Annotated in this window: 28 protein-coding genes and 3 pseudogenes; 22 read left to right on the forward strand and 9 right to left on the reverse strand. The window is 33.9% G+C overall.

Features of this window, described 5'->3' with window-relative positions:
• Positions 1-17: 17 nt before the first annotated feature.
• Entirely contained in the window at positions 18-314 is a 297-nt protein-coding gene (locus LC095_RS24965) for an SMI1/KNR4 family protein (protein WP_226530662.1), read from the forward strand.
• A gap of 53 nt (positions 315-367) precedes the next feature.
• Here LC095_RS24965 and LC095_RS24970 read toward each other — a convergent pair whose 3' ends face one another.
• The 3 genes from LC095_RS24970 to LC095_RS24980 all read right to left on the reverse strand — a co-directional run bounded on the left by LC095_RS24970 (position 368) and on the right by LC095_RS24980 (position 2011).
• On the reverse strand, positions 368-1129 hold the full coding sequence (locus LC095_RS24970; RefSeq protein WP_226530689.1) for an IS3 family transposase: 762 nt from the start codon (positions 1127-1129) through the stop codon (positions 368-370).
• Positions 1130-1140: 11 nt separating this feature from the next.
• Positions 1141-1443 (reverse strand): transposase, encoded by a 303-nt coding sequence (locus tag LC095_RS24975; RefSeq protein WP_226530663.1) that lies wholly within the window; start codon positions 1441-1443, stop codon positions 1141-1143.
• 76 nt (positions 1444-1519) lie between these two features.
• Entirely contained in the window at positions 1520-2011 is a 492-nt protein-coding gene (locus tag LC095_RS24980; protein WP_226530664.1) for a hypothetical protein, read from the reverse strand.
• Positions 2012-3255: 1244 nt separating this feature from the next.
• On the opposite strand from LC095_RS24980, the gene LC095_RS24985 reads away from it, so the two are divergent.
• The 5 genes and pseudogenes from LC095_RS24985 (at position 3256) to LC095_RS25005 (ending at position 7058) form a co-directional block, all read left to right on the forward strand.
• On the forward strand, positions 3256-3840 hold the full coding sequence (locus LC095_RS24985) for a TetR family transcriptional regulator (RefSeq protein WP_226530665.1): 585 nt from the start codon (positions 3256-3258) through the stop codon (positions 3838-3840).
• A 156-nt stretch (positions 3841-3996) separates the two neighbouring features.
• A complete protein-coding gene (locus LC095_RS24990; protein ID WP_226530666.1) occupies positions 3997-4347 on the forward strand; it encodes a DMT family transporter in 351 nt (116 codons plus the stop codon).
• Positions 4348-4349: 2 nt separating this feature from the next.
• A complete protein-coding gene (locus LC095_RS24995; RefSeq protein WP_226530667.1) occupies positions 4350-4664 on the forward strand; it encodes a DMT family transporter in 315 nt (104 codons plus the stop codon).
• A gap of 556 nt (positions 4665-5220) precedes the next feature.
• Positions 5221-5452, forward strand: a pseudogene (locus tag LC095_RS25000) (DDE-type integrase/transposase/recombinase); the annotation flags it as partial.
• Between the two features lie 220 nt (positions 5453-5672).
• On the forward strand, positions 5673-7058 hold the full coding sequence (locus LC095_RS25005; RefSeq protein WP_226530668.1) for an MmgE/PrpD family protein: 1386 nt from the start codon (positions 5673-5675) through the stop codon (positions 7056-7058).
• A 44-nt stretch (positions 7059-7102) separates the two neighbouring features.
• On the opposite strand, the gene LC095_RS25010 is transcribed toward LC095_RS25005, so the two are convergent.
• Positions 7103-8065 (reverse strand): LysR family transcriptional regulator, encoded by a 963-nt coding sequence (locus LC095_RS25010; RefSeq protein WP_226530669.1) that lies wholly within the window; start codon positions 8063-8065, stop codon positions 7103-7105.
• Positions 8066-8339: 274 nt separating this feature from the next.
• On the opposite strand from LC095_RS25010, the gene LC095_RS25015 reads away from it, so the two are divergent.
• The 4 genes from LC095_RS25015 to LC095_RS25030 are packed head-to-tail and all read left to right on the forward strand — an operon-like array spanning position 8340 to position 12828.
• The gene (locus tag LC095_RS25015; RefSeq protein ID WP_226530670.1) at positions 8340-8915 is read left to right on the forward strand and encodes a DJ-1 family glyoxalase III; all 576 of its coding nucleotides are present in this window, start codon (positions 8340-8342) and stop codon (positions 8913-8915) included.
• Positions 8908-9459: a DJ-1 family glyoxalase III gene (locus LC095_RS25020; protein ID WP_226530671.1), complete on the forward strand. Its 552-nt coding sequence runs from the start codon at positions 8908-8910 to the stop codon at positions 9457-9459. The genes LC095_RS25015 and LC095_RS25020 overlap by 8 nt, the downstream gene beginning before the upstream one ends.
• A 33-nt stretch (positions 9460-9492) precedes the next feature.
• On the forward strand, positions 9493-11400 hold the full coding sequence (locus LC095_RS25025) for a beta-glucoside-specific PTS transporter subunit IIABC (RefSeq protein WP_226530672.1): 1908 nt from the start codon (positions 9493-9495) through the stop codon (positions 11398-11400).
• A gap of 12 nt (positions 11401-11412) precedes the next feature.
• Positions 11413-12828, forward strand: coding sequence for a 6-phospho-beta-glucosidase (locus LC095_RS25030; protein WP_226530673.1), 1416 nt, complete (start codon positions 11413-11415; stop codon positions 12826-12828).
• Between the two features lie 95 nt (positions 12829-12923).
• Here the strand turns inward: LC095_RS25030 and LC095_RS25035 are convergent.
• Both LC095_RS25035 and LC095_RS25040 read right to left on the reverse strand, forming a co-directional pair.
• Positions 12924-13124 (reverse strand): annotated as a pseudogene (locus LC095_RS25035) (DDE-type integrase/transposase/recombinase); the annotation flags it as partial.
• A 179-nt stretch (positions 13125-13303) separates the two neighbouring features.
• Positions 13304-14703, reverse strand: a pseudogene (locus LC095_RS25040) (PLP-dependent aminotransferase family protein).
• A 75-nt stretch (positions 14704-14778) separates the two neighbouring features.
• Here LC095_RS25040 and LC095_RS25045 point away from each other — a divergent pair.
• From LC095_RS25045 to LC095_RS25070, 6 genes are all read left to right on the forward strand, one after another.
• Complete coding sequence (locus LC095_RS25045) at positions 14779-15156, forward strand: HIT family protein (protein WP_226530674.1); 378 nt, start codon at positions 14779-14781, stop codon at positions 15154-15156.
• A gap of 588 nt (positions 15157-15744) precedes the next feature.
• A complete protein-coding gene (locus LC095_RS25050; protein ID WP_226530675.1) occupies positions 15745-16758 on the forward strand; it encodes a S66 peptidase family protein in 1014 nt (337 codons plus the stop codon).
• A gap of 280 nt (positions 16759-17038) precedes the next feature.
• The gene (locus LC095_RS25055; protein ID WP_226530676.1) at positions 17039-18058 is read left to right on the forward strand and encodes a phosphotransferase; all 1020 of its coding nucleotides are present in this window, start codon (positions 17039-17041) and stop codon (positions 18056-18058) included.
• A 51-nt stretch (positions 18059-18109) separates the two neighbouring features.
• Positions 18110-18349 (forward strand): hypothetical protein, encoded by a 240-nt coding sequence (locus LC095_RS25060; RefSeq protein ID WP_226530677.1) that lies wholly within the window; start codon positions 18110-18112, stop codon positions 18347-18349.
• A 364-nt stretch (positions 18350-18713) separates the two neighbouring features.
• On the forward strand, positions 18714-19139 hold the full coding sequence (gene fabZ / locus LC095_RS25065) for a 3-hydroxyacyl-ACP dehydratase FabZ (protein ID WP_226530678.1): 426 nt from the start codon (positions 18714-18716) through the stop codon (positions 19137-19139).
• A 160-nt stretch (positions 19140-19299) separates the two neighbouring features.
• The gene (locus tag LC095_RS25070) at positions 19300-19665 is read left to right on the forward strand and encodes a hypothetical protein (protein ID WP_226530679.1); all 366 of its coding nucleotides are present in this window, start codon (positions 19300-19302) and stop codon (positions 19663-19665) included.
• Positions 19666-19830: 165 nt separating this feature from the next.
• Here LC095_RS25070 and LC095_RS25075 read toward each other — a convergent pair whose 3' ends face one another.
• Complete coding sequence (locus tag LC095_RS25075; RefSeq protein ID WP_226530690.1) at positions 19831-20265, reverse strand: DUF3291 domain-containing protein; 435 nt, start codon at positions 20263-20265, stop codon at positions 19831-19833.
• 353 nt (positions 20266-20618) lie between these two features.
• Between LC095_RS25075 and LC095_RS25080 the strand changes: the two genes are divergently transcribed.
• The 3 genes from LC095_RS25080 to LC095_RS25090 all read left to right on the forward strand — a co-directional run bounded on the left by LC095_RS25080 (position 20619) and on the right by LC095_RS25090 (position 22616).
• On the forward strand, positions 20619-21068 hold the full coding sequence (locus tag LC095_RS25080) for a DUF1569 domain-containing protein (protein ID WP_226530680.1): 450 nt from the start codon (positions 20619-20621) through the stop codon (positions 21066-21068).
• Between the two features lie 195 nt (positions 21069-21263).
• Entirely contained in the window at positions 21264-22049 is a 786-nt protein-coding gene (locus LC095_RS25085) for an arylamine N-acetyltransferase family protein (protein WP_226530681.1), read from the forward strand.
• 336 nt (positions 22050-22385) lie between these two features.
• Complete coding sequence (locus LC095_RS25090; RefSeq protein WP_226530682.1) at positions 22386-22616, forward strand: hypothetical protein; 231 nt, start codon at positions 22386-22388, stop codon at positions 22614-22616.
• A 251-nt stretch (positions 22617-22867) separates the two neighbouring features.
• On the opposite strand, the gene LC095_RS25095 is transcribed toward LC095_RS25090, so the two are convergent.
• A complete protein-coding gene (locus LC095_RS25095; protein WP_226530683.1) occupies positions 22868-23020 on the reverse strand; it encodes a hypothetical protein in 153 nt (50 codons plus the stop codon).
• A 93-nt stretch (positions 23021-23113) separates the two neighbouring features.
• Here LC095_RS25095 and LC095_RS25100 point away from each other — a divergent pair, with 93 nt between their 5' ends.
• The 3 genes from LC095_RS25100 (at position 23114) to LC095_RS25110 (ending at position 24607) form a co-directional block, all read left to right on the forward strand.
• A complete protein-coding gene (locus tag LC095_RS25100; protein ID WP_226530684.1) occupies positions 23114-23614 on the forward strand; it encodes a GNAT family N-acetyltransferase in 501 nt (166 codons plus the stop codon).
• A gap of 24 nt (positions 23615-23638) precedes the next feature.
• On the forward strand, positions 23639-24076 hold the full coding sequence (locus LC095_RS25105; protein ID WP_226530685.1) for an NUDIX hydrolase: 438 nt from the start codon (positions 23639-23641) through the stop codon (positions 24074-24076).
• Between the two features lie 180 nt (positions 24077-24256).
• Positions 24257-24607, forward strand: a complete 351-nt coding sequence (locus LC095_RS25110) for a DUF3231 family protein (RefSeq protein ID WP_226530686.1) — start codon at positions 24257-24259, stop codon at positions 24605-24607.
• Between the two features lies 1 nt (position 24608).
• Here the strand turns inward: LC095_RS25110 and LC095_RS27340 are convergent, their stop codons facing one another.
• Positions 24609-24701 carry an IS3 family transposase gene (locus LC095_RS27340; protein WP_226529800.1) on the reverse strand — a complete coding sequence of 31 codons (93 nt, stop codon included), beginning with the start codon at positions 24699-24701 and terminating at the stop codon, positions 24609-24611.
• Positions 24702-24707: the final 6 nt, after the last annotated feature.

A 24707-nucleotide genomic window follows, 5' to 3' on the forward strand; every position in this document is an offset into this window, starting at 1 on the left:
ACTAAAGGAGCAGTTGTGTGGAGGAAGGATTGTCTGTGAGAGATGGTGAATTATTTCTCAAAGACGCTTTTAAGGATGGTGTTACATTGATGTGGAAAAATTATATAAGTTCAGTATCAAAAGAATATTCTTTCAAACCACCAGTGACTAATATTGATATAAATCAAATTATAAAGGAATTAAATGTGGAATTACCTAAAAAGTTATTTGAATTATTAAGTGAAACAAATGGAGTATTTGATCGTTTTGACTGTCCATTAATATGGTCAACTTCCCAAATCGTAAAGGACAATGATACTACGTCAAGAAAATAGACACAGATTTCTACCGCGCTTTCGCTTGGTGACTTTCATAAAAAAGTTTAAAGTTATATTGATTTAAACTTTTTTATGAAGGAGAAATCAAGCTGCGAATTTCCCGTACAAACAAGCTCCCGTTTAAGAATTCCATGAAAAGACTCAATACAAGCGTTGTCGTAACAGTTTCCTTTCCTGCTCTTACTGCCAATCATATTATACTTTTTTAATAGATTCTGATATTTGCAAGAGGCATACTGAACACCGCGATCTGAATGATGTACCACTCCTTTTTCAGGTTTCTGACGTCTGTAAGCCATCTTTAACGCAGAGATCACCAATTCTTTGGTCATGTTTTTTTCCATGGCCCATCCTACTATCTTACGAGAATACAGATCCATTGCGGTCGCCAAATACAACCAGCCCTCATTTGTCGGAATATAAGTAATATCCGTAACCCAGAATTGGTTTGGTTTTTTAGCTTTAAACTGTCGATTTAAGACGTTTTCACTTACTGGATGATGATGCCTCGAATTAGTCGTAGCCTTGTACTTTTTGACTGTACAAGACTTCCATTGGTTATTTGTCATGATCCGTGAAACTGTATGCTCACTTACTTTAACGCCACGCTTTTTTAGTGTTTTTGCGATTTTTATACTTCCATAACGCTGTTTGAATTCAAGGTGGGTCTTTAATATCTCTTGTGAGAGTTTTTCATGCTTCTTCTGTCTCTCACTTTTCGGACGGTTTAGCCATTTGAAGTATCCACTTTTAGAAACTCCCAAAACATTGCACATCTTCTCCACTTGGAATTGGGAGCGATTTTCATAGATGAATTCATACTTTACCGAGGGTCTTTCGCGAAGTAGTGCATCGCCTTCTTTAAGATTTCATTTTCCTCCTTGAGATCAGGCATTTCCTTTCGAAGAGCTCTTAATTCAGCTTCTGCAGAAGAGAACGATTGAACAGACTTCACTTCTGGTTCTTGGTCATATTTTTTCATCCAGTTATAAATAGTATTCTCATTAACATCCATTTCTCTAGCTACCTGAGCCACAGACTTGTTGTTCTCAGCAATATACTTTACTGTTTCCTTTTTAAATGATTCATCATCTTTTTCCCAGTACCTTTTGGCATTTCGACACACCTCGTTATAGTTAATATTTTTATTATAACAATCTATGTCTACTTTTTAGTCTAGCATCACCTTTGTTTAAAAATAATCAAGTGATTTTAAGTTTTTTCTTAATTAATTCATAATACAGAGCTGTAGTTGTTTGAACTAATAAGAATACAACCAATGAAAAGTGAATTTTATAACCATGTTGATAATGGGTAACTCCCATAATAGTACAGAGTTTTTCTGTAGCTAAACCGACTATAGTCCAACCTAAAATATACAAAATAAAGCGCTTTTTATTTATATTAAGTACCTCATAAAAATAAATGAAGAAATAACTGAAAGGAGGAAATAGAAAATAGGTCAAAAAATCAGTAAGCTCGTACGTGTTAGAATCATTAACTTTATAAAAATCGATTAATCCACCACCAATAGTAAAATCGATTAATGTTGAAGTAGCTAAGCCCCATGTTAAAAACAAGAGAGTGAAATTAAGAGGTAGCTTTTTAGGAATAACTAAAATTGCAGTATAGGTTAAAAGTAGCATAACTAAAATATATATTTCATTTTTATCAAAAGATTCCCATAACATCATCTATATCTCGACACCTCCTTAGATGTTCTATTAAATAAGGTGAAAGAAAAAAGTGCAATAAGGTTTAAGCAAAGGTAGTATATCCCTTCAAACCAAAAGGTCCACTTTTTGAATTCTGATATGTTTAAACGAATTGAAATAAAGCTAATAATAAGCAAAATTAATACCGAGGAAAGCAGGGTAATTGCTTTCTTGGTAAGAGAACGCTTTTTTAAAAAGAGATTCAAGTGTAATAAGACAATAATAGGGATAATTATATTCCGATTAAATAAGTATGCTGTGTACGGTAACCATTTTTCTTGAATAGTAATTAATTTCAATTCATCGTTAATAATCCATGAAAAATGTATATTTATGAATAGTATTATTAAAAAAATAAAAGTGCTTTTTACAATATCTAACTCTTTATTTAATACTGTAAATATTGATATTACAAGCCAGGATAAGAAAAAGAAAACTACAAGTTCCATAAAGACCTCCATAGATAGTTTATTTGTAGTATTACACCTAAACGATAATTGATTCATCTGTATTGCTCATTTCGAAAACAATTTCTGTCTTGATGCAAAAGTGCAGTTATAACTGTCTAAACGAATTAATTATTTTCCGGTAAACCAGATGGATTATATTTTGGCGGTACTCTAATCCAACCTTTAAATATCATTAAGTTCTTTATAGGTGCAACATATTTTCATTAAGTTAACTTGAATGGAAAAGAACATCAATCCAACATTAGCCCGAACCGTTTTAGGCAAAGCTTGTGCACAAAAGAGTATTGAAGTTGATATGTTTACAGAGATAAGATTTGCGATTTCATCATCATTTAATTTTACTCCTTCAGAACAACGTTTGGATTTGACTTTGGTTTTGTAGCATTAACTTGAGATAGTGGGATATCCTCTTCCAAAAGGAATTTTTCACTCTTTTTTGTTTCTGAAAGACTACTTTCTAAAGCTTTCTGTAGTGCGTCTTTTAAATAAGTATCGGTTGTTGAATTAAGTCCAACTTGATAAAGTGCATGCGCTCCATGGAATGCAGTAAATGCTTTACATGTAAAGTTGGTTTAGATGCATCATCTATATAGTTATGAATAAGGGCTGATATGGCTTCAAATGCACTTGTTATAAAAACACTCCTAATATTTGGTGATGATTAATATGTTCAATTATCTGTTTTTGACATAATATTAATACTGGTATAAAATGAATGAGAGTCATTCATTTTAAGAAGAGGAGGTTAACGATATGGTAAACACTTCTGATGGAAAATACAATAAAATTTTGGGAGCCGCCATTGAGGTTATTTCTGAAAAAGGACTTGATAAAACTTCCATTTCAGATATCGTAAAAAAAGCAGGAATTGCACAAGGCACATTTTACTTGTATTTCTCATCAAAAAAAGCTATAATACCAGCTATTGCAGACAATCTTCTCACAACTACGTTAAAAGGAATTAAGGAAAATGCACAAGGGAAAGAAAATTTTTGGGACATCTTAGAAGTTGTGATTGATAAAACCTTTAACATAACTAATTCGTACAAAGATATTATTGTCCTTTGTTATTCTGGGCTTGCTATTGATTATTCAATGGAAAAATGGGAGTCGATATATCAGCCTTATTATGTTTGGTTTGAGGAGATATTAAATAAAGGTATTATAAATAATGAAATAATCAAAGACATTAATGTAAAATGGACGGCTAAACTCATTATAAATCTTATTGAAAATGCTGCTGAACGATTTTATATAAGTCTTGAGCAAGATGATACTCTGGAAGTATTTAAGGTTGAGCTATTTAACTTCTTAAAAAGATCGTTATTAAGACCCTGAAAAAGTTATTGGATATTTCCAATACCTTTTTGTTTGCTCTTAAAATGACTGACATTCATTCAAATTTTTAGGGGTGTGTAAAAGCTAAATTGTTAAAAATATGAATTCCTTATTAGCAGATAATAAACGTTAGATTAGTATACGAGGAGAGGTCTTATGAAAAATAAAGCTTGGCTATATGTAATATTAACTTGTCTTTTTGAACTCATTTGGGTGTTCGGTTTTAATACTGCCCAAACCTGGTGGCATTGGGTGTTGATTTTAAGTGTTATTCTTATCGACTTTTACTTCCTTTCTAAAGCATGTAGTAGCCTCCCAACAGGTACGGTGTATGCTATTTTTGCAGGAGCAGGAACTGTGGGAACCTTCTTAATGGATGTCTTGCTTTTTGATGTAAGTTTTAGTCTTGCAAAATGCTCCTTGATATTAGTTATAGTGACAGGCGTTATCGGCCTAAAGTTAGCTGATAACAAAGAAGAGGAAAAAGTAACGAAAGGAGCTGCTTAAAGATGGGTTGGGTATTAGTCTTCTTGGCAGCAATTAGCGAAATCATTGGTGTGATGGGTCTTAAAAAGTATAGTCAGAACAAAACATTATTGAATGGAGTTATTTATTTAGGAGGATTTGGTGTCTCTTTCTTTTTCTTATATACATCTTTCCAATTTTTACAAGTAAGTATAGCTTACGCAGTTTGGATAGGAATAGGAACAGCCGGTGCTGTATTGTTAAATATGTTCTTATTTGGAGAATCAAAAAGAATGGCACGTTTTTTAAGTGTTGCTCTTATTGTTTTTGGAGTGACAGGATTACAGCTACTCTCTTAACATCATAATTGGCCTTATATCAGCGTAGCTGACACAGACCGCAAAGTAGAAGGTGAAAAAGTTCCTGAAACGGTAAACGGTGAGTAGCAGAATTTTATTAATCGAGTATTTAGTAAACATGACAATCAATATCGGAAATTCTTAAACACTCCAAACGCTGAATTTGGTCTTTGTTGGCCAAATTCAGCGTTTTTCAGGTTTGAGAAATCATCAAAAAACTGCCTAAGATCCGGCTGTCCATAATAGTACCCTAAAGGAGGGTGGCTACTCTAGTTTAGGGGGAAAGGAAATGATTCTAGGAATGAGGGTTACTATGGAAAACAAAACCAAAAATCAAGGATATGGTGTTTAAGGTCAATAAAGTTGTTCCAGAAAATGCCTTTATATATAGAATAAGGATTCACAGAAATGATCAACCTTTTTATAGAAGAATGATCCAATTGAATATATTAAAAGCGGGTTTTGATCAATCTTTTTTCAAAACAAGCTTTTAATATTTTTTCTTTAATCAAGGTTTATAGAGTTAATTTAATCAAAATTTATTTCAATACTACACCAAATAAGGCAGGTGAAATTTCTTAATAACCTTGTTTTGTAGAGCAAGATCATCGTTTTATTAAAAAGAGGGTTTGTTCGATGTTAGGATTGAAAACATTTTGTAACGCCAAATCTATTCTTTTGGGTATAGAAGCGATGTATATCCTTAAAAAGGACAACTTACTTTACAGGACAAGTCTGTCCAAAATCAAGCAAGGTTCATTTATCAACAATTTGGAATAACTACATAAGCAGATTCCATTAGCAATCTATATACCTCTTTCAAATAAGTGCAATCTTTGCACCAGAACCGTTTATTAAGCCAATATTTGCAATTAAAAGTTACATAATTGTAAATAACGTGTGCTTCAAATTGCAGGATAATTTTTTCATAATTAGTTTAGGTGGTGTTCCATATTAGAGATTAATAAGGATGTAGTAAATAAAACGAAATAAGAAAGGTAAAACGTTATGGATTATTTAATTTATGGATTAGCAGATTACGTAGCAAATCTTAGATATGAAGACTTATCAGAAAGAGCAATTGAGGTAGGAAAACAGGTAATATTAGATTCATATGGAAACATGGTGTTCGGTCGCTACTGTGCAGAAAGTAACCGCATTATGGAGTATGCAAAATTAGCAGATACTGTAGTGAAGAACGAGGATTTAGTCCCTTTGATAGGCAAAGAAGAAATCTTAACAGGTTCTGACACTGCTGTTTTTGTCCATACAATGATGGCACGCTGCGCTGACCTGGATGATGGTTATCGACATGCTATGGGGCATCCTGGCTCAGGTTTGGTACCACTATTACTCAGCATGGCTCATATATACAAAAAAGAAGGTAAAGAGATGATCACAGCTATTGTAGCAGCTTATGATGTATATGCTCGTTTAGGCGAGGTAATAAATCCTTTTATGTACCGTGAAAGAGGTTTTGATGCTACTGGCGTTTGTGGTGCAGTTGCGGCAGCGGCGTTAATTTCTAAGATTATTGGTGCCGATGCTGCAAAAACAAAGAATGCTATGGGAATTGCTTCTTTGTTTACAGGAGGATTAATTGAATATCAAAATGACGGAACTTCTGGAAAGATTATGTGTAGTGGTTGGGGTGCATTAACTGGTATGAGAGCAGTAAGACTTGCTTCGTGTGGATTTACCGGACCCAATGCAGCTCTTGAAGGAAAACATGGATTTTTTCAAGCGTTTAAAGGCACTAGTGGACATTGTGATTGGAGTCATGTATTGAGCAACCTTGGAAAAGATTTTAAAGTTACTAGCATATATTTTAAACGTCATGCTTGTCAGAGAGGTCTTCATTCAACGTTAGATGCGATGCTAGACATAAGGGAGAGTTATACTCTTACACCAGCATTGATTAAATCAGTTGAGGTAAAAACATCTTCGTTTGTACATCGACTATCAAATCCTAATCCTAAAACAGCAATTGGTGCGCAAGCAAGTACTCAGTTTACTTCAGCAGTGGCATTAAAATATGGTCGTATGGATTCAGAAGAGTTAATATTTAAGAGCTTTAATGATCCTGAAATTCAACAATTGGTTCAAAAGATTACAGTTACGAAAGATGAAAAAATTGAAGAATACTTAGCAAAAAACCCTACGCATTTTTGTGCAGCGAAAGTCATCGTAGTAACGTTTGAGGGACAAGTTTATGAAAGATGGGCTCCAGTTCCTTTAGGAGATGTAGAAACACCATTTGGATGGGGTGTATTAAAATTAAAATTTGATAATTTGATTGCAGGAACTCCTTTTGAAAAAACAAAAGATGAGAGATTTGATCTTCTCAAGAATCTTGAGAGCATTGATAATATCTCAATGTTATTTCAATCATAATAAACATCGTAGCGAATGATTTTTAATCATTTGCTACGATGTTTTTATTTTTCAATAAGAGTGGAATATGGACTGCAGAATCGTTTAATAAGTACTTTCAAATCTTTAGCATAAGATGGAAATTTTTTGTTTTTATGATAAATCAAGCCAAGAGGATTGATTGATTTAAAGTCCGCAATTGGGAATACATTCAAATGAGAGTTGGTGTAATGAAACTTATTAAGTTGGTTGATTCCAGTCAAGTACATGGTTAAACAAAAACTAGCAGCATAGTCTTCTGCACATAAAAGGTGATGTATATCAGGCTGAGTCAACTCATTAATGCAATTCAAAGATATTCCCTTTTCAGATAGATGTTTATCCATAAGAATACGAGAATTAAAGTTTTTCTTATTAAGAACGAAAGGGACTTGCTGAAATAAATGTAAGTCTGCACCTTTGGCAAAAGTCTCTTTACACTCTGGGTAGCTACTTGGAAAATATTGCTTTAGTAGGTTGTCAGAAATTACAATGTACATATGCTCATTGATGACTATCTCGTACTTTAATTCATGTGTCACTAAATTAGTTATACCGGATAGGCATAAATCAAGGGAATTATTTAGTACCATTTCCTGCATCTGCGGCGAGGTTGCACGGTGAATAACTAAATTAACTTTAGGATGAAGGCTATGAAATTCTTTTAATAGTTTAGGAACTAAGATTGGATAACGACCTTCGGTAATACCAAAACGAATGGTACCTGATTTGGCTTCTTTTATGTCTATGAGTTGATTTTCTAAATTTTGTTCAGAAAGCTCTATTTGACGAAGAGTGTCTAACATGATTTTACCTGCAGGAGTTAATACAAATTTTGGCTTCCTTTCAAAAAAAGTAACGCCATATTTTTCTTCTAACCCTTTAAGATATTTGCTCAAGTTTTGATGAGAGATGAAGAGCCGCTTGGCTGCTCTAGATATATTCAATTCTTCAGCAAGAACAAGAAAATACTTGTAATTGTTTAGCATAAGGTCCTCCGTTACTTTATTGTGTCAACTTAACATAGAGAGTAGATTATGTAAAGTAATATTTAAACTAAAAAGAACCATGAACTGCAACTTTTTTTTACATATATGAAATTATCATGTGCTTTTTTGTTGAATCTATACTTGTTAAACTATGAATATGTTAAGGCTTGTTTTACTCAAAATGACATTTTTCAATGTACCAAAGGATATGACAAAGTGCAGAATGGAAAAAGTAAAACAGCTAACACTTTAATCAAGTAGGAGGATGGTGAACATGAGTAAAGTCGCAGTTATTTTAGCAGAAGGATTTGAAGAAGGTGAGACACTAACTATAGTGGATATCTTAAGAAGAGCCAATATTGAGTGTCACATGATAAGTACAGGAGGTGATATGGTTCGGGGCGGTCATGACATCGTAGTAAAGGCAGATGCAATCATCAGTGATGATGTAAAAGAATACGATATGATTGTTCTTCCGGGCGGATTACCAGGAGCTACAAATCTACTAGATGATAATAGAGTAATAAAGTTGTTACAAGAGATGAATCGTGATGGCAAGTTTGTATCTGCCATGTGTGCCGCGCCAATTGTTTTAGGGAAAGCTGGTGTATTAGAAAACAAAAATTTTACAGCGTATGTAGGATATGATCAAAAGATAGAAACAACAGGGACTTTTAAAGAGGATATTGTTGTGGTAGATGGTAATTTAGTTACCAGTCGTGGACCTGCAACCGCTTATGCATTTGCATATAAATTGGTAGATGTACTTGGCAGAGATAGTTTAGCTGTAAAAAATCGTATGGTATATTTTAATGCGTTTGATGCTGAAAAGGAGGAGAATCATGGTTAAGATAGCGGTGTTGATGGCAGAAGGTTATGAAGAGAGTGAGACATTAACTATAGTAGATATCTTAAGGAGAGCGGAGATTACATGCGATACATTCTATTTTGGCGAGAAGCTCGTAAAAGGAATGCACGGTATGTATGTTGAGGGTGATAAAGCTTTTGGCGAAGAAGTAAAAGAGTATGACATGATCGTTTTGCCAGGTGGACGTCCTGGGGGCCAGAACTTAAAAGAAAATCCTGAAGTTATAAAAATGGTGCAATACTTTAATGATCAAAATAAATATATAGGTGCTATGTGTTCGGGTACTACAGTTCTATCTGATGCCGGGGTAATAGAAGGTAAAAGGGTAACAGGGTATACGGGTTATGCAGAAAAGCTAATTGGGGGCATTTTTGAAGAAGAAGTTGTTGTAGCTGATCAGAATCTTGTTACAAGCCAGGGACCAGCAACACCTTATCCATTTGCATATAAGATTGCAGAAATATTTGGTAAAGATACAGCAGTCCTTCGTGAAAGAATGTTATACAATTTTGCCGGAGGCAAATAAGAAAATAGATAAAAAAAGGGGGGGAGATAAGTTATGAACATGGAGGGGTTAGCAAAGCAAATATTAGAAATTGTAGGCGGAAAAAACATCACATATATAACACATTGTGCTACAAGATTGAGAATTAATGTACAGGATGAAACTTCAGTTAACTTGAAAACGCTTGATAGGTTAGAAGGAGTTTTAAAAGCACAGTTTAGCAATGGCCAGTTGCAAATTATTATTGGTGCAAAAGTAAAAGCTGTATTTGATGCTATCAGCGAAATGATTGATTTGGAGCAAAACAACATAGAAGTTAAAGAGGTAAAAAGGAAGAAAAATCTTATTTCAAAAGTTGTAGAAACAATTGCTGGTGTATTTGGACCGGTTATCCCCGTATTAATAGGCTGTGGTATGGTAAAGTCAATATTTTCAATTCTGCTAGCTATGGGCTTAATTAAGACAACCAGTGGGGCTTATCAAGTATTTAACTTAATTAGTGACTTGATTTTTTATTTCTTCCCTTTCTTTCTTGCTGTTAGTGCAGCAAAGAAATTTAAAACAAATGAGTATCTGGCTGTTGCCTTAGCAGGAGCTTATATGTATCCAACGATCATGGACGGAGCGATAAATGCGGCAAAAACAGGGATTAGTAGCCTAAGCTTTTTGGGGCTACCTGTCCTGCTTGTAAACTATAAATCTACAATCATTCCTATTATTCTCTCTGTTTGGGTAATGAGTTATGTTTATCGATTTGTAGATAAACGGATTCCAGATTTGTTTAAAATATTGTTTGTACCTATGTTTGTGTTGTTTATTATGGTTCCGCTGGGATTAATCGTTATTGGACCTTTTGGAACATATATTGGTAGTAGTGTAGCAAAAGTTGTAACTTATCTCTATACTGTCAATGGTGTTATTGGCTCTTTCTTATTTGGAACAATTAGACCAGTACTAATCTTATTCGGTATGCATTATGCCATTACACCAATTAATAGTCAGCTCATTGCGGAATATGGTTATTCTGTCATTTCACCTGCAAATTTAACTGGAAATCTAGCTCAAGCAGGAGCATGCCTTGGAGTATTCATGCTATTAAAAAATAAAATGAATAAGTCAGGTGCATTAAGCAGTGGTGGGACTGCATTATTTGGAATTACAGAACCAGCTATATTTGGATATAACTTAAAATACAAGAAACCTTTTATATGTGCTTGTTTAGCTGGAGGTGTTGGTGCTGCCTATATTAATTTTTGGGGTGGCGGAGCAACAGCTTTAGTTTTACCAGGATTGTTAGCGCTTCCGACATACATTGCCGACAGCTATATTCATATTCTAATCGGGGTAGGTATCAGTATTTCTTGGGCATTAATAGGGGTATTAATCTTTGGTATAGGTGAAGAAGATGTACCAGAAATTGTATCGGGAAGTAACACGGCAACAGGTAAAACAACAGTTGAGGAAATAAATACACTTGAAGAAATGTATAAAGAAACTGGTTCGGATAGAAAAACTATAATTAATTCTCCTATGAATGGAATTGTATTAGATTTATCTAAAGTAGAAGATGCTACATTTGCAGAAAAAATGTTAGGTGATGGGGCTGCAATTGAATCAGAAGATGGAAAAGTTTATTCACCATTTAATGGAATTGTACAGTCATTATTTCCAACCAATCACGCTATAGGTTTAGTATCAGCTGATGGAGTTGAAATGTTAATTCATATTGGGTTAGATACCGTACAGTTAAAAGGTAAATATTTTACTCCACATGTAATACAAGGCCAGGAAGTAAAAAAGGGATACCTGCTTATAGAATTCGATAAGGAAGCAATTAAAGCAGCAGGATATTCTACTGTAGTTCCGATTATTATTTCTAACACACAGAAATACCAAAGGGTAAATCGAGTACCAGCCAATCGAGTGATGAAAGACGAGGCATTGTTAACGATTCAAGCCTAGAAGGGAGAATTCATGAGTAGACTAGCAGATGATTTTCTATGGGGCGGAGCAGTGGCTGCTAACCAGGTAGAAGGAGGTTGGAATAAAGGAGGTAAGGGGATCAGTGTCATTGATGTAATGACTGCTGGAGCCCTTGGAGTAGAACGAGAAATTACTGATGGAATTGTACCAGATGTCTACTATCCAAGTCATGAGGCAAGTGATTTTTATTCTAGGTTTAAGGAAGATATCAAATTGTTCCATGAAATGGGATTTCGATGCTTTCGAACCAGTATCGCATGGACCAGGATATTTCCAAACGGGGATGAGGAAGAGCCGAATGAGGAAGGGCTAAAGTTTTACGATGAGATGTTTGACACTTGTCTTCAATATGGAATTCAACCAGTCGTTACAATATCTCATTTTGAGATGCCGTATCATTTAGTAACAGAATACGGTGGTTGGAGAAATAGAAAACTCATTGATTTCTATCTTAACTATTGCCAGACGGTATTTACTAGATATGAAAAGAAAGTTAAGTACTGGATGACTTTCAATGAAATCAATATGATTGTTCGAAAACCTTGGAAACCTGGAGGAATTAAATTCGCAGAACAAGAAAACAAACTACAAACAGAATACCAGGCTGCTCACTATATGCTAGTAGCTAGTGCAAATGCAGTGAAACTTGGTAAAGAAATTAATCCTGATTTTGTCATAGGATGCATGTTTCTTCATCCTACATCTTATTCTGCAACTTGTAATCCAGACGATGTATTGGTACACCTAAAAAAACTTCAAGAAGCATACATGTTTTTAGATGTCCATGTACGAGGAAAGTATCCTAATTCTTATTATAAATTTTTGCAAAAGAATCAACTAGTCATTAATACTTTCCCAGAAGATGAGATAATTCTGAAAGAGGGAACCGTTGATTACATTGGATTTAGTTATTACTCTAGTTCTGTCGCAATGGCTAATCCAACAAAACAGGATAAGAGTCAGGGCAATGAGATTAGCGGTTACAAGAATCCTCTTTTACCAGCAAGTGAGTGGGGGTGGCAGATTGATCCAGTCGGGCTTCGCATTACGCTTAACTGGTTATACGATAAGTATCAGATTCCACTATTTATTGTAGAAAATGGCTTAGGTGCAGTTGATACAATTGAGGAAGATGGTAGCATATATGATCCTTACCGGATTGATTATTTGAGAAGACATGTAGAAGAAATGAAAAAAGCTATTTTGGAAGATGGTGTGGAAATAATGGGGTACACTCCATGGGGATGTATTGATCTTGTTAGTGCTGGAACTGGAGAGATGAAAAAAAGATACGGTTTTATCTATGTAGATAAAGATGACAATGGAGATGGAACATTAGAAAGATATAAGAAGGATTCCTTTTATTGGTATAAGGAATGTATTGGAAGTAATGGAAAGAATATTTAACTTTAAAGAGCGTGTTGTAAAACTAACTATATGAGTTATGGTGCAAAAACTACTCCCTAGTAACATAAAGTGTCAGTTTTCTTTAATTTGCTGTTTTAGGAAGCTAACGCGAACAGTTTATGAAAGAATTCTTTTTGATTTTGGGCAGACTTCACCCCTTGGTGGATTTGCCCTTTTTTCATCATATGCATGGCTTCAACTCCATTTAATATACAAGTAGCTGTTTGAAATGACTTGAATCCCAGCATGGAGAGTACTCGTTTCCTAATGAAACGGTGATCCTGTTCATTTAAATTAGTTCTTTTCTTTTCAAACTCTCAAGTGCATAACATTAGGATTTGTGGTAAAAAAGTTTTTTGCGTTTTTCTACAAAAGCACCCGATTAGAGATGAACAACTAATTACATAGATGTCCTTTTAGTAAAGTTACACACTCTCCAATTAACTCAACTATTTAGGTGATGTTATACTCTAATTCATTTTAGATAAGAATTTTGGACTAGTTCTAATAAAATATTTAATCCTTTTTTTAATTCTTCCAATGATGCATAGGCATAGGAAAGGCGAATATGATGTGAATCACTTGACTCATAAATATAACCTGGGTTGATTAAAACATTTTGTTTTAATAAATTTAGAAATAAAGCCTTATTTACAATGGGCTCATGAAACCTGAGCCATATAAAGAAACCACCATCAGACTTTTTCCATGTAGTGATTTTTTGAAATTGCTGTTCTAATATTTCTTCTACAAATGTAGCTCTTCTTTTCAGTTGTTCACGAAGTTTAATCAGGTTCTTTTCATATAACCCCGATGATATCCAGTGTGAACGATTTCTTGAGAAAAGCACTGGAACCATAATCCGTTTGCATTTTAATGTCAGCTAATCGCTTAATGACAGGTGAAGGTGCAACAATCCAACCAATCCGTAATCCTGGACTTAGCGTTTTAGATACACTACCGATATAAAGCACTTGCCCTGATGTATCAAATGATTTTATGGCAGGGGAAGATGTTTCAAATAACAGTTCGTAATACACATCATCCTCAATAATAGGGATTTGTAGGTCATTGCACGCATTGTATAGTTTTTTCTTCTCTTCCAACGACCAATTATATCCTGTCGGATTGTGTAATGTTGGTACACAATAAAATATAGATTGTCTTTTTCTTTTAAGTGCGCGAAGATTATCTGTTAAATTTCCATTTCTTGAAACAGTAATCATACGCATTCCGGCTGATTGAAAAGGGTGCACAGAATTCAAATATGAAGATTGCTCTTGGAAAACAATGGATCCTTCTTATAATAATCCTAATGCAATTAATTGAAGTGCTTGAAGTGCCCCTGAAACAATTAAAATGTTCTCTGGCGTTGTTAGAATACCTCGTTTTTTTAAATAACTACATAAAATTCCTCGAAGCTTTTCACTTCCTTGTGGTGATGAGTAGCCAATTTCCTTTGATTCAAGTGAAATCAGTTTTAGCGACTGTTCAATTTGTTTTGTTGGGAGTAACTCGGGGGGATAATTCACCTGTTCCAAGACGAATAATATGATCACTTTGCTCGTATTCATTGATAAGTTGAATCGTATGATAGTTTGGTTTATGAATACTTGATTCAATGTGTTGCTGCCAATTCGGTTGAGCTATATTCAAAAGTACACTCCATGAATTATTGGCTACAAATACTCCTGATCCCATTTTTGATTCGAGCAAACCATCCGCCTTTAATTCATCAAGTGCAAGTTGCACGGTACTTCGATTTACATTAAATCGCGTTGCTAATTGACGCTGCGTGGGAATCTTTGTTCCAACAGTCCAATCTCCTCGTTCAATATGAGATTTTATCCAATTAAGGAGAATATAGGTTTTTATTAAGTGTTGAAAATTTTAGATCAACTATATAGTCATTAGATTCTTTAGTTTTGGTAAAGTGATAAGGGAGTAAATATGGATAAAAGTAAGATGTGTTTATGCTGCAGGTTAGCTAATAAAATTGAAAAAGTAAATGTCATATTTGAAAATCAATATGTATGTTGCATTTTAGATCACGATCCATTTAATGAAGGGCATGTAATGATATTGCCCAAGGTGCATTATGAGGATATTGATGAAGAAACGGCAAATGCAATCATACAAGTATCAAGATTAATTGCAAAAGCAATAAAAATTCTGTACAACCCTGAAGGGATAACTATATGCCAAAATGAGGGTGTATTTAGCGAGTTATCTCACTTTCATATGCATGTTGTCCCTAGGTACAAGCATCAATCTTTTGTTTTGAGGCTGATTGGCGTATTTCCAATGAAGCATCAGAAGAAGAAATGATAAGTTATTATGCAGGCGTATCATATAATACATTGGATTCGATAAAAGAAGGCTTAATTACAAATTTTTATACATTGAAAAATAATTATTGGAAATTATCTAATGACAAACTCATCTCTGAAACTACTTCCTATTGGGGGGTGACCTACACAAGATATGAGTGGTTATTAGAGATTTTAGCACACGTTTATCACCATAGGGGACAATTACACTCAATGCTTGTTCACTGTTGTGATAAGGACCTTAACATTTTAATGTTTGAATAATTCTTCCTCCACTAAACGACTTTCGTTTAATGAGACTGAAAATGTATAGGAGGTAAGCAGCGAAACCCTCCTTCTGAAGCATGTAGGCAGTTGAATAATCTACTTCCTAAAATCAAGCGCCATTCTTGAATAAGCATCTCGCTCTTTTTTATTTATAAGACCATATTGTGTAGTAATCAGTAAGAGCAAAAATCCTGATTAAAACCTATTTGTGAAATGTTACACTTAACGAAACGTAGCAGATTAGTATAAAAAAAAGAAGATGTGTTTTTAACAACTTGTAAAATGCTAAAATTTAGAAAAGAGTTAGGGGATGGCAAAAATGATAAAATATCCTATTTTAGAAAAGGGTGCTACGATAGGGGTAACTGCACCATCATCTGGAGTTCCAAGAGAATTACATCACTTATTGAATTCTGCATTTAGAAGCATGGAAAAGAAAGGTTTTAACATCATCTGTGGAGATACTGTATGGACTCAGGATAAGGCAAAGTCTTCATCTGCTAAAAAGCGTGCAAAAGAATTTAATAAAATGATGATTAGTGAAAATATTCAACTTATTATTCCTCCTTGGGGTGGGGAGTTGCTTATTGAGACACTTGAATATATTGACTTTGATACTATACAAAATAAGTGGATATTAGGCTATTCTGATATAAGTTTATTGCTGTTAGCAATCACATTGAAAACGGGTATTGCTACAGCACATGGAACCAATTTAGTGGATCTAAGAGGGGAGTATTCTGATGACACGACAGCAATGTGGCAATCAGTTTTGTCAACTAAGGTGAATGAATCAATCCTTCAACATTCATCAGAAAAGTATCAGACAGAATGGCAACATGACAACCCTACACCTCATATATTCAATCTAACAGAACAAACTTACTGGAAATCAACTGTAAACGAAAGAGTTAAGATACAGGGAAGATTACTGGGTGGATGTATTGACACGATTAGACATTTAGTGGGTACACCATATGGGGATGTGCATCATTTTAAAGAGAATCATATGAAAGGAGATTCTGTCATTTGGTATCTTGAAAATTGTGAATTATCAACAACTGACTTGCGCAGGTCCCTCGTTCAAATGAAATTAGCTGGATGGTTTGAGGATTGTACGGGCATTATGTTTGGTAGAAGTTCAGCTAATACACCTGTTACAAATTATACAGTTGAAGATGTTTATAACGAACTTACAAAAGAGCTTCAAATACCTATTTTATATGATATTGATTGCGGTCATGTTCCACCACAAATAACCTTTGTAAATGGAGCCTACGCAGAAATTGAATCAGATAATGGTCAAGGTACAGTGTTACAAACTTTTAAATAAAATTATGTTTGAAGATAGATAGCCATTTTAGATGCAAGTGTTGAAGCTGAAATCAAATGGCATTTATCTTTCTTATTGTATAATGGGCGCGTTCGTTCTATAAAAACTTCCACAATCGAGTAGTTGAGCTAAATATATGGGTGTCATTATTGGTAGTTTTTCTCGATTGCACTAACGAGTAGAAATGTTCAATTTATACCTTTTTGAAGTAGGAATTTCCTCTTATTTAGAGATAAGTAGTTTTTGAATTATACATTAATTTTTAAGAGGTGGAACTCACATGAAATTTGATGATAGTGGAATGAACCTCGAAGTTTTAACTCAGTTGATAGAGGATAATTACCAAATCGGAAGTATATGCTCTATTAACTTTTTTCCAAAAGGGGAAGGTGGGTACTGCTATTCAATTAAAACGAATCGTCATAATCATTATTTTATAAAGGCTCAAAGATCTAATGAGCACGTAGATTTCTCCAATTCGATAAGAGCTGTTTCAGATTTAAGATACAAATATAAAAAAGACTACGTTGTTGCCCCAATCCAGACATCACAACAAAAAAGCATTGTTACGTTCGATAATATGTTAATTTCTTTGTATCCATTTATTCATGGTACATCTTTGTATGAAACAAGTGAATTTACCAGCCATTTAGAGCAAATTGCAAAGACTTTGGCAGATTTTCACAACGTCAGTATTCACAATGATCAATTACCTAAAGAAACGTTTCAAAACCCATTTGAGAAGATAATTTTACATCTACTAAATGTAGCAGAAAAGCAAGATTTTAGTTCAAATAAATGCAAACGGGAAACAGCTTCATTGTTTATAAAAGAAAGAAAAGACCTAGAGTTTATACTTGAAAAAATGAGAACGGTTCAAAAACAATTCTCACAGAGACAATTTAAACAAACGATCACTCATGGAGATCCTAACTTTTCAAATATATTACGTGGTCCAGATGAGAAACTCTATTTTATCGATTGGGGAGAAATAGCGTTTGCTCCTGTTGAAAGAGATTTGATGTTTTTCCTAGAGGTTGATGGTAAACCTTTAGATTTCGAACAATTCATTTCTACTTACTTGAAAAATCGTCCTGACACGATCATTCATCCTGAAATAGTTGAGTTTTATTTATATCGCTGGTGCTTACAAGAAATTGCAGACTATGGTTATCGTTTACTAGTTGAAAATAACGGAGAAGAAGAGGATGAGCATAGCTTGAAAGAGCTACAACCTTATCTCCCAATCCCTCATCTTACAATACATGACCGAATAAACAATATTGTGAATTCCCTTTAATTTGCTACTATATATACATTTGAAAAAAATTAAGGAGCTGGTGTAAAATGTGTGGGATTAGAAACTAAATTTAAAGAAAGAGACTTAGATATTCCAAAACATCGTCAAGAATTAATCTCAGCAATGAAGTTAGATTTAACAAATGATCGTAATGTTCTGGCTATTTTTTATGGAGGGTCCATCGGAAATCAAAACACTGACTTATACTCGGACATAGACCTTCGTATTGTAATTAAAGATGAAGTGTTTGAGGAATACAGGATTAACAAGAAACAGAGAGCGAAGAACTAGGGAATGTTGGCATTGTAGTAGAAATTCAAATGATATACTAAAGGTAATGAAAAGTATAGTCCCTGAATTTATAAAAATACATAAAAGTTTATGTCTGAAATATGGGGTAGAAGAAAATCCAGAATGGGTAAAAGAAATTTTGAATTTGGTTATTTGATATTTAGAAGCATCCAATAGCTGGGTGTTTTTTTGTTTTGTGAATAAGCAACGGGTGCATGAGTTGATATAGACTAGCTTCTGTATATAAAGTACAAAGAAAAAGTCCTATTAAAAAAATTTCAAAATTTAGTATGAACTATTAATACCAAGTGATAAAATAAAATAAACGATTTATAAATAATAATATAGTTACGGGGGCTTAATGGTGTTAGATATTCAAGAAATTATGGAAGTAATTAGACATCGTTATCCATTTCTTTTAGTAGATAGAATTTTGGAAATAGAAGAAGGAAAAAGAGCAGTTGGTATAAAAAATGTGACGATGAATGAAGAATTTTTTAACGGACACTTCCCTAATTATCCAGTTATGCCAGGTGTATTAATTGTAGAGGCTCTAGCACAAGTAAGTGCAGTTGTGATGTTAACAAAAGAAGGAAATCAAGGAAGATTAGGGCTATTAGCAGGTATAGATAAATGTCGATTTAAACAACAAGTGAAACCAGGAGATCAACTCCGTCTTGAAGTTGAAATCACTCGACTAAAAGGTCCTATTGGAAAAGGCAAAGGTACAGCTACAGTTGACGGAGAAGTAGTTTGCGAAACAGACATAATATTTGCGTTTGGTGATTAAAGGCCATTAATTTCTAATTGGTTTTCAAACTGTTGGACAAAAGAACACCTTATAAATAATTAACCCGTTACTTTTTGTATAACAAGACAGATTCCTAGAAACTCTTAAAGGACTTCGTTGTTTGTGAAAGATCAAGCAAAATAAGGGAGGACGAACTAACATGGAAAACATATCAAATGAAGATAAATTGGAATCAATAAAATCCTTTCAATCGACAATCAGAAAACTAGAAAAAACCTTGGCTACGATGACGCAGAAAGGTGCCAATACTACCTTAGTAAAGCAACGACTTAAAGCAAGTAATATCGGTTTAGCTATACTGGAAAACGTTTGGAATCAAAAACCTCATCAATTCACCCTGGAAGATTTAGCAGAAGCACGCAATGTTCTTACAGGCTTATTTCCATCAATTGAGAACAGTTATGCTAAGTTAAAGGCAGGCAGTTCCCAAAGAACACTTTTAGAACGCAGAATTAAAGCGCTTGAGCTAGCTATTCGAGCGATTGACAATCTTTCCACAGACTAATTTATAGCTAAATAGAAATAGAGTAATAAGTAGCCTTCGTTCTAAAAGAATTAAGTTTTTTAACTGGATATTCATGTGAAAGTGTAAAACATGCACTTAAAGGACAGTCGGGTTTGATCAATAAGGGGATACTCTGCTACTTACACAGAGCAGAATTGACCCCACCTATTTAAGCAAGATCTTCTCCCCAAATTCATCAAATGCGGATTTAAAGTCAAATGCAAAAGGAGTTGGTCCCTGTAGAATATAAGAGTCATATCTCTTGAAAGCCTCCTTACATGAAACATCTGTTACTTTATCCGTCCACCACACCACATAATTAGGTTGTCTCTCTTGAATAGATCCAAACCACTTGTTCCTTTGGCGTAAAGCTTCCATATGTTGACCTGAATAAGTAAAACGAAGTAAGGTTTGAAGGTTTTTCCATACTGTTAGTGTGAGAATAGGGGAGCCCCCTCCATTGATCGTTTTCTCAGGGTAAAGGACTCTATTAGGTGAAAATTCTTTTATGAGATCCCCAGTTTTAGCAGCCTGTCGTATTACTTCATTTCCGACCTCAAAAAATTCACGAGAGGAAGGATGTTCATTTGGATGTTTAATCTACCCACTGTATAAATGGCAACAAAAGCCATAACAATCCCTCCAATTACACTTTTTACCTACATATATTCTAGAATGACTAAACTAATTCCTAATGTAACTTCGCAATACAAAAATATGATGTCATAAAGTCAGTACATGCTTTGCGCTTTAATAGTGCAAGGCTTCAATATTAAAAATAACGAGAAGCTTTGAGCTAAGGTTATTTAAATGATTAATATGTTCAAATGAAATTGGGATATTATGTTATTATTGTTTTGAAATATTGGTTTAAATTGAAATCTATTGAAACAGATCAGAATAAATGGCTTTTTTAGGCGTTATTGAAGTAGATTGGAAAAGGGAGAGGCAAAATGAAAAATATTTTTATTCACTTGCATTCTGAGGAAATTTTGAACCGTATTGACAAATTAAGCCCAAATTCAATACCACAATGGGGTAAAATGGATGTTGCCCAAATGCTAGCACATTGCTCAGCCTTTCAAGACATTGCAATGGGACATTCTTTTCCAGAGAGAGGTTGGTTAGGAATAGTAATAGGAAAATTTGTGAAACCAATCATTTATAACGACAAGCCATTAGCCAAAAATATGTCCACAATTCCTACCATCTTGATTGAAGATGCACAAGAATTTGAAACAGAGAAGGAAAGACTGAAACAAAAAATAATAACTTTCCAACATAATGGTCCAGAGAAGTGTACGAGACATCCACATCCTTTTTTTGGTAAACTCACGTCCGAGCAATGGGGAAAAGGAATATACAAGCACCTTGACCATCATTTAAAACAGTTTGGAGTTTAGTTAGTTTATAGAAATATAAAGCCAGTGAATAAATCTACCAACACGTTGAGAATGATTGATAGCCAAGCAAAGTTATTATTTCCAAATGTATCGGTAAGCTGCTTAAAGTTGACATGAATTCCTTTTCCATACAATACTGTAAATAGAACCTTTATAATATAAGGTTACTCTAGATATTAGGGGAATTAATGATAAATGAACAAGTTAAATATGCTGTTTCGTCATAGAATAGGTATACGAGAAACTGAGAATGTGACATTTGAAAATTTGAACAATATTCTTGAAAAGACTGCTAGAACAATCCCTTTTGAAAATTTGTGTGTCATAAATAAAAAGACAACTGATATGACAAAAGGGAATTTAGCAAATAAAATCCTTAATCGTAACGAAGGTGGGCTGTGTTATGAGCTAAATTCTATTTTTTATTTATTCTTAGTTGAAAATGGTTTCAACGCGAGCCTCCTTCGAGGTGTTACCTATGATCCTATCGTTCAACAGTGGAGTAAAACTGGAAGAACACATGTAATGATAATGTTAACCTACAATAATGAACAATATTTGATCGATACTGGATTCGGAGGAAACTTACCGTTAAAACCAGTACCACTAAGTGGGGACACAGTTAAATCGAGTAATGGTGAATTCAGAGTGGAAAAGGCCAACACTGAGTATGGTAATTACTTTTTCTATATGAAGTTAAAACATAAGCACGATGAGTGGAAGCTTGGTTATGCTTTTGATACCACAAAAGTAGTTATGGATCTCTCAGAACTTAATGAAGTACAAAACATAATAGTAGAGCATCCTGCTTCAAGTTTTAATAAGAAACCATTAGTGACTAAACTAACAGAGCGAGGAAACATCATTCTTACGGATACTTCGTTTACTGAATCGATCGATGGAAAAGTACAAAAAAAAGAAATTAACAACAACATGTTCAACAATCTTATTAATAGGAACTTCGGCATTGAAAGTCAGTAATGAAATTTGCTCAAAACTTTATTCACATAATTAAACGAAAGGTTGCATTGTGTATCATATAATTAATTTAGTTAACAGTTTATTTGTTCTATTTACTGTGAAAGAGGTAGAACATGTAAGAGGATATGCAGATAATTTGAGACTCAAATCAACTTACCTTTTTAAAAAAAGATAGTGTAAGTTGAAGGAATAATCTTCAACATTAGAAAAGTTATACATGAGCAATGCCATGCTCCTTTAATTAACGGACAAGATAGTGAATAAAAGTGAAACTTTTATAAAGTTATACCGTAAATAGTATGAAAGGAAACAGAAAATAAAAAAAGGATGTTTTTTATGCTATGGATCTACACACAAGATAAACAAAGATTAATAAAAGTAAATGAAGTTTCGGTAAAAGGAAAGAAAATAGTAGGTGTTGTCAGAAATTCGACATATGAAGAGAATATAGATTTAGGGAAGTACGAATCAAATGATAGAGCGTCAGAAATCCTTCATAAAATATTTCTGAGTATTAAAGAATGCAGTAGTGCTATTACTGTGGAATTCGCTATGCCCGAAACGTAAATCTCAACTTGTTCAACGAACGAAGAACGAACACTTAATTAGATCAAATGTATTTTCGTTTCTTCAGCCTACATTTTTGTTATAAAAAATATATTCTTCAACAGTTTAGCGCTTATCAGATACAAGGAAAAGCGCTTATTTTAGATATTGGACCTAATGAGTTGATGAAAAAAGCGACTTAATCACAGTTCTTGTAAGTAAACTGATTTGTATAGCTGCATCAGTAGTCTAAGGTTTTGTTTTTTTACTTTTTATTTTAAGAATCTATGACTCAGACTTAAAATTAAAAGACCTGCAAACGAACAAATAATATTGTAAAAGATATGTGAATCATCCTTAAAAGCTAAAACGGCAAAAGTAACGAGAAAGATTCCGATGGATGCAAATAAGCTTCTTGCTCTCATTAAAAACACCTCCCATAAAAAGGTATGTGGAGGGGCAACAATAAAACACAAAAACATTGGATTAAAATAATAGCAAAGGAGTTTATATGAAAGGTGATTACTTTAAGAAATGTTCAAACTATAGATTTAGCAAAGCTGTTATTTATTGAGAATGAAGGTTTTCCGATAGAAGAAGCTGCTACGAAAGAGGCCTTTGTGGAGAGGATTCAGCTGATACCTGATACCTTTATTGTGGCAGAAAAGGAAGGAGTAATCCTTGGTTATATTAATGGTCCTATTATGAATCAACTATACATTACTGACGATCTTTTTGAGAAAATCAAGGAGAATCCGAAAAAAGGCGGATATCAGAGTATTTTAGGATTAGCTGTGTCTAAACAGGCAAGAAAAAAAGGGGTTGCGCAGATATTAATGAAGAAAATAGAAGACCTTGTCATAGAAAATGAAAGAGAAGGAATTTCTTTAACATGTAAACAAGAATTAGTTTCTTTTTATGAAAAAATGGGGTTTGTTAACCATGGCCTGTCTGAATCTCAACATGGTGGAGAGCGATGGTATAATATGGTCAAATTAAGAGTTGCTTTGGACGGTTAATACTTTAATGGGGGAACTTTAATTATGAAACGAGTAGATGTCACATATGTTCTTCTCTTTGATGAGCAGGAGGAGAATGTATTAATGGTTAAAAATAAAGGAGACACCTTTTCTTATTATACCCTTCCTGGAGGAGCAGTTGAACCGGAAGAAACACTAGAGGAAGCAGCAATTCGTGAAGTAAAAGAAGAAACAGGCTTAGATGTGGAGATAAATGGTGTTTTTTCTGTCGGTGAAGCTTTTTTTGAAGAAAGAGGACATCACGCGATATTCTTTACTTTTAGAGGGAAAATAATTGGTGGCGAGATAAAGATTTCAATGCCAGATGAAATAGAAGAAATTACATGGATGGATTCACAGGAAGCAGAAGAGTACATACACATAACGGATTCAAAGGGATTGATAAATAGTAAATCCTCAGTACCATATTTACTTAGAGAAAGAGTTATTCGAAAGGATTGAATATTTCTTGGGTATCGAATTTAAGCAATATAGCGCTTATTTTAATTTGGGATAACGCTCTTTTTATAGAATTACAAAGGTTTTAGGTATTCAATTAACTTGTTTGAAACTACAGAAAAAATTCATTAATTACCTTTATATGGGGATAATACCAAGAGTTATTAAACTGGAGGTATTTTTATGGGAAATCATCATATTCGTTTAACTTCGTCTGAAGTGGGTGGTTTGTGGGCAAATTATGTAGCGGATACCATGTTTGTATGTGTTTATAAGTATTATATAGCTAAAGTCGAAGATGAGGAAATCAAAAAAGTATTGATGCATGCTTTAGACTTAGCTCAACAGCATGTAGAGATAATTACAAAAATTTTTAAAGAAGAAGGTCATGCTATCCCACATGGATTTACTGAAAAAGATGTCACTGAGAATGCTCCTAGGCTGTTTTCAGATGAGGTTTTTTTATTCTATACGAAACATATGACTAAAGGGGCTCTAGTAACCTACGGTGCCATTTTGGATAGTCAACAGTAAACTAGACAACTTTTTTAAGGTGTTCAAGTTTGAATTCTATTGGGCTTAGATAGCCTAGTGTTCCATGAATTCTTTTGTTATTAAACCAATGGATATAGGT

Source organism: Metabacillus niabensis (assembly GCF_020524345.1).
Lineage (GTDB): Bacteria > Bacillota > Bacilli > Bacillales > Bacillaceae > Metabacillus > Metabacillus niabensis_B.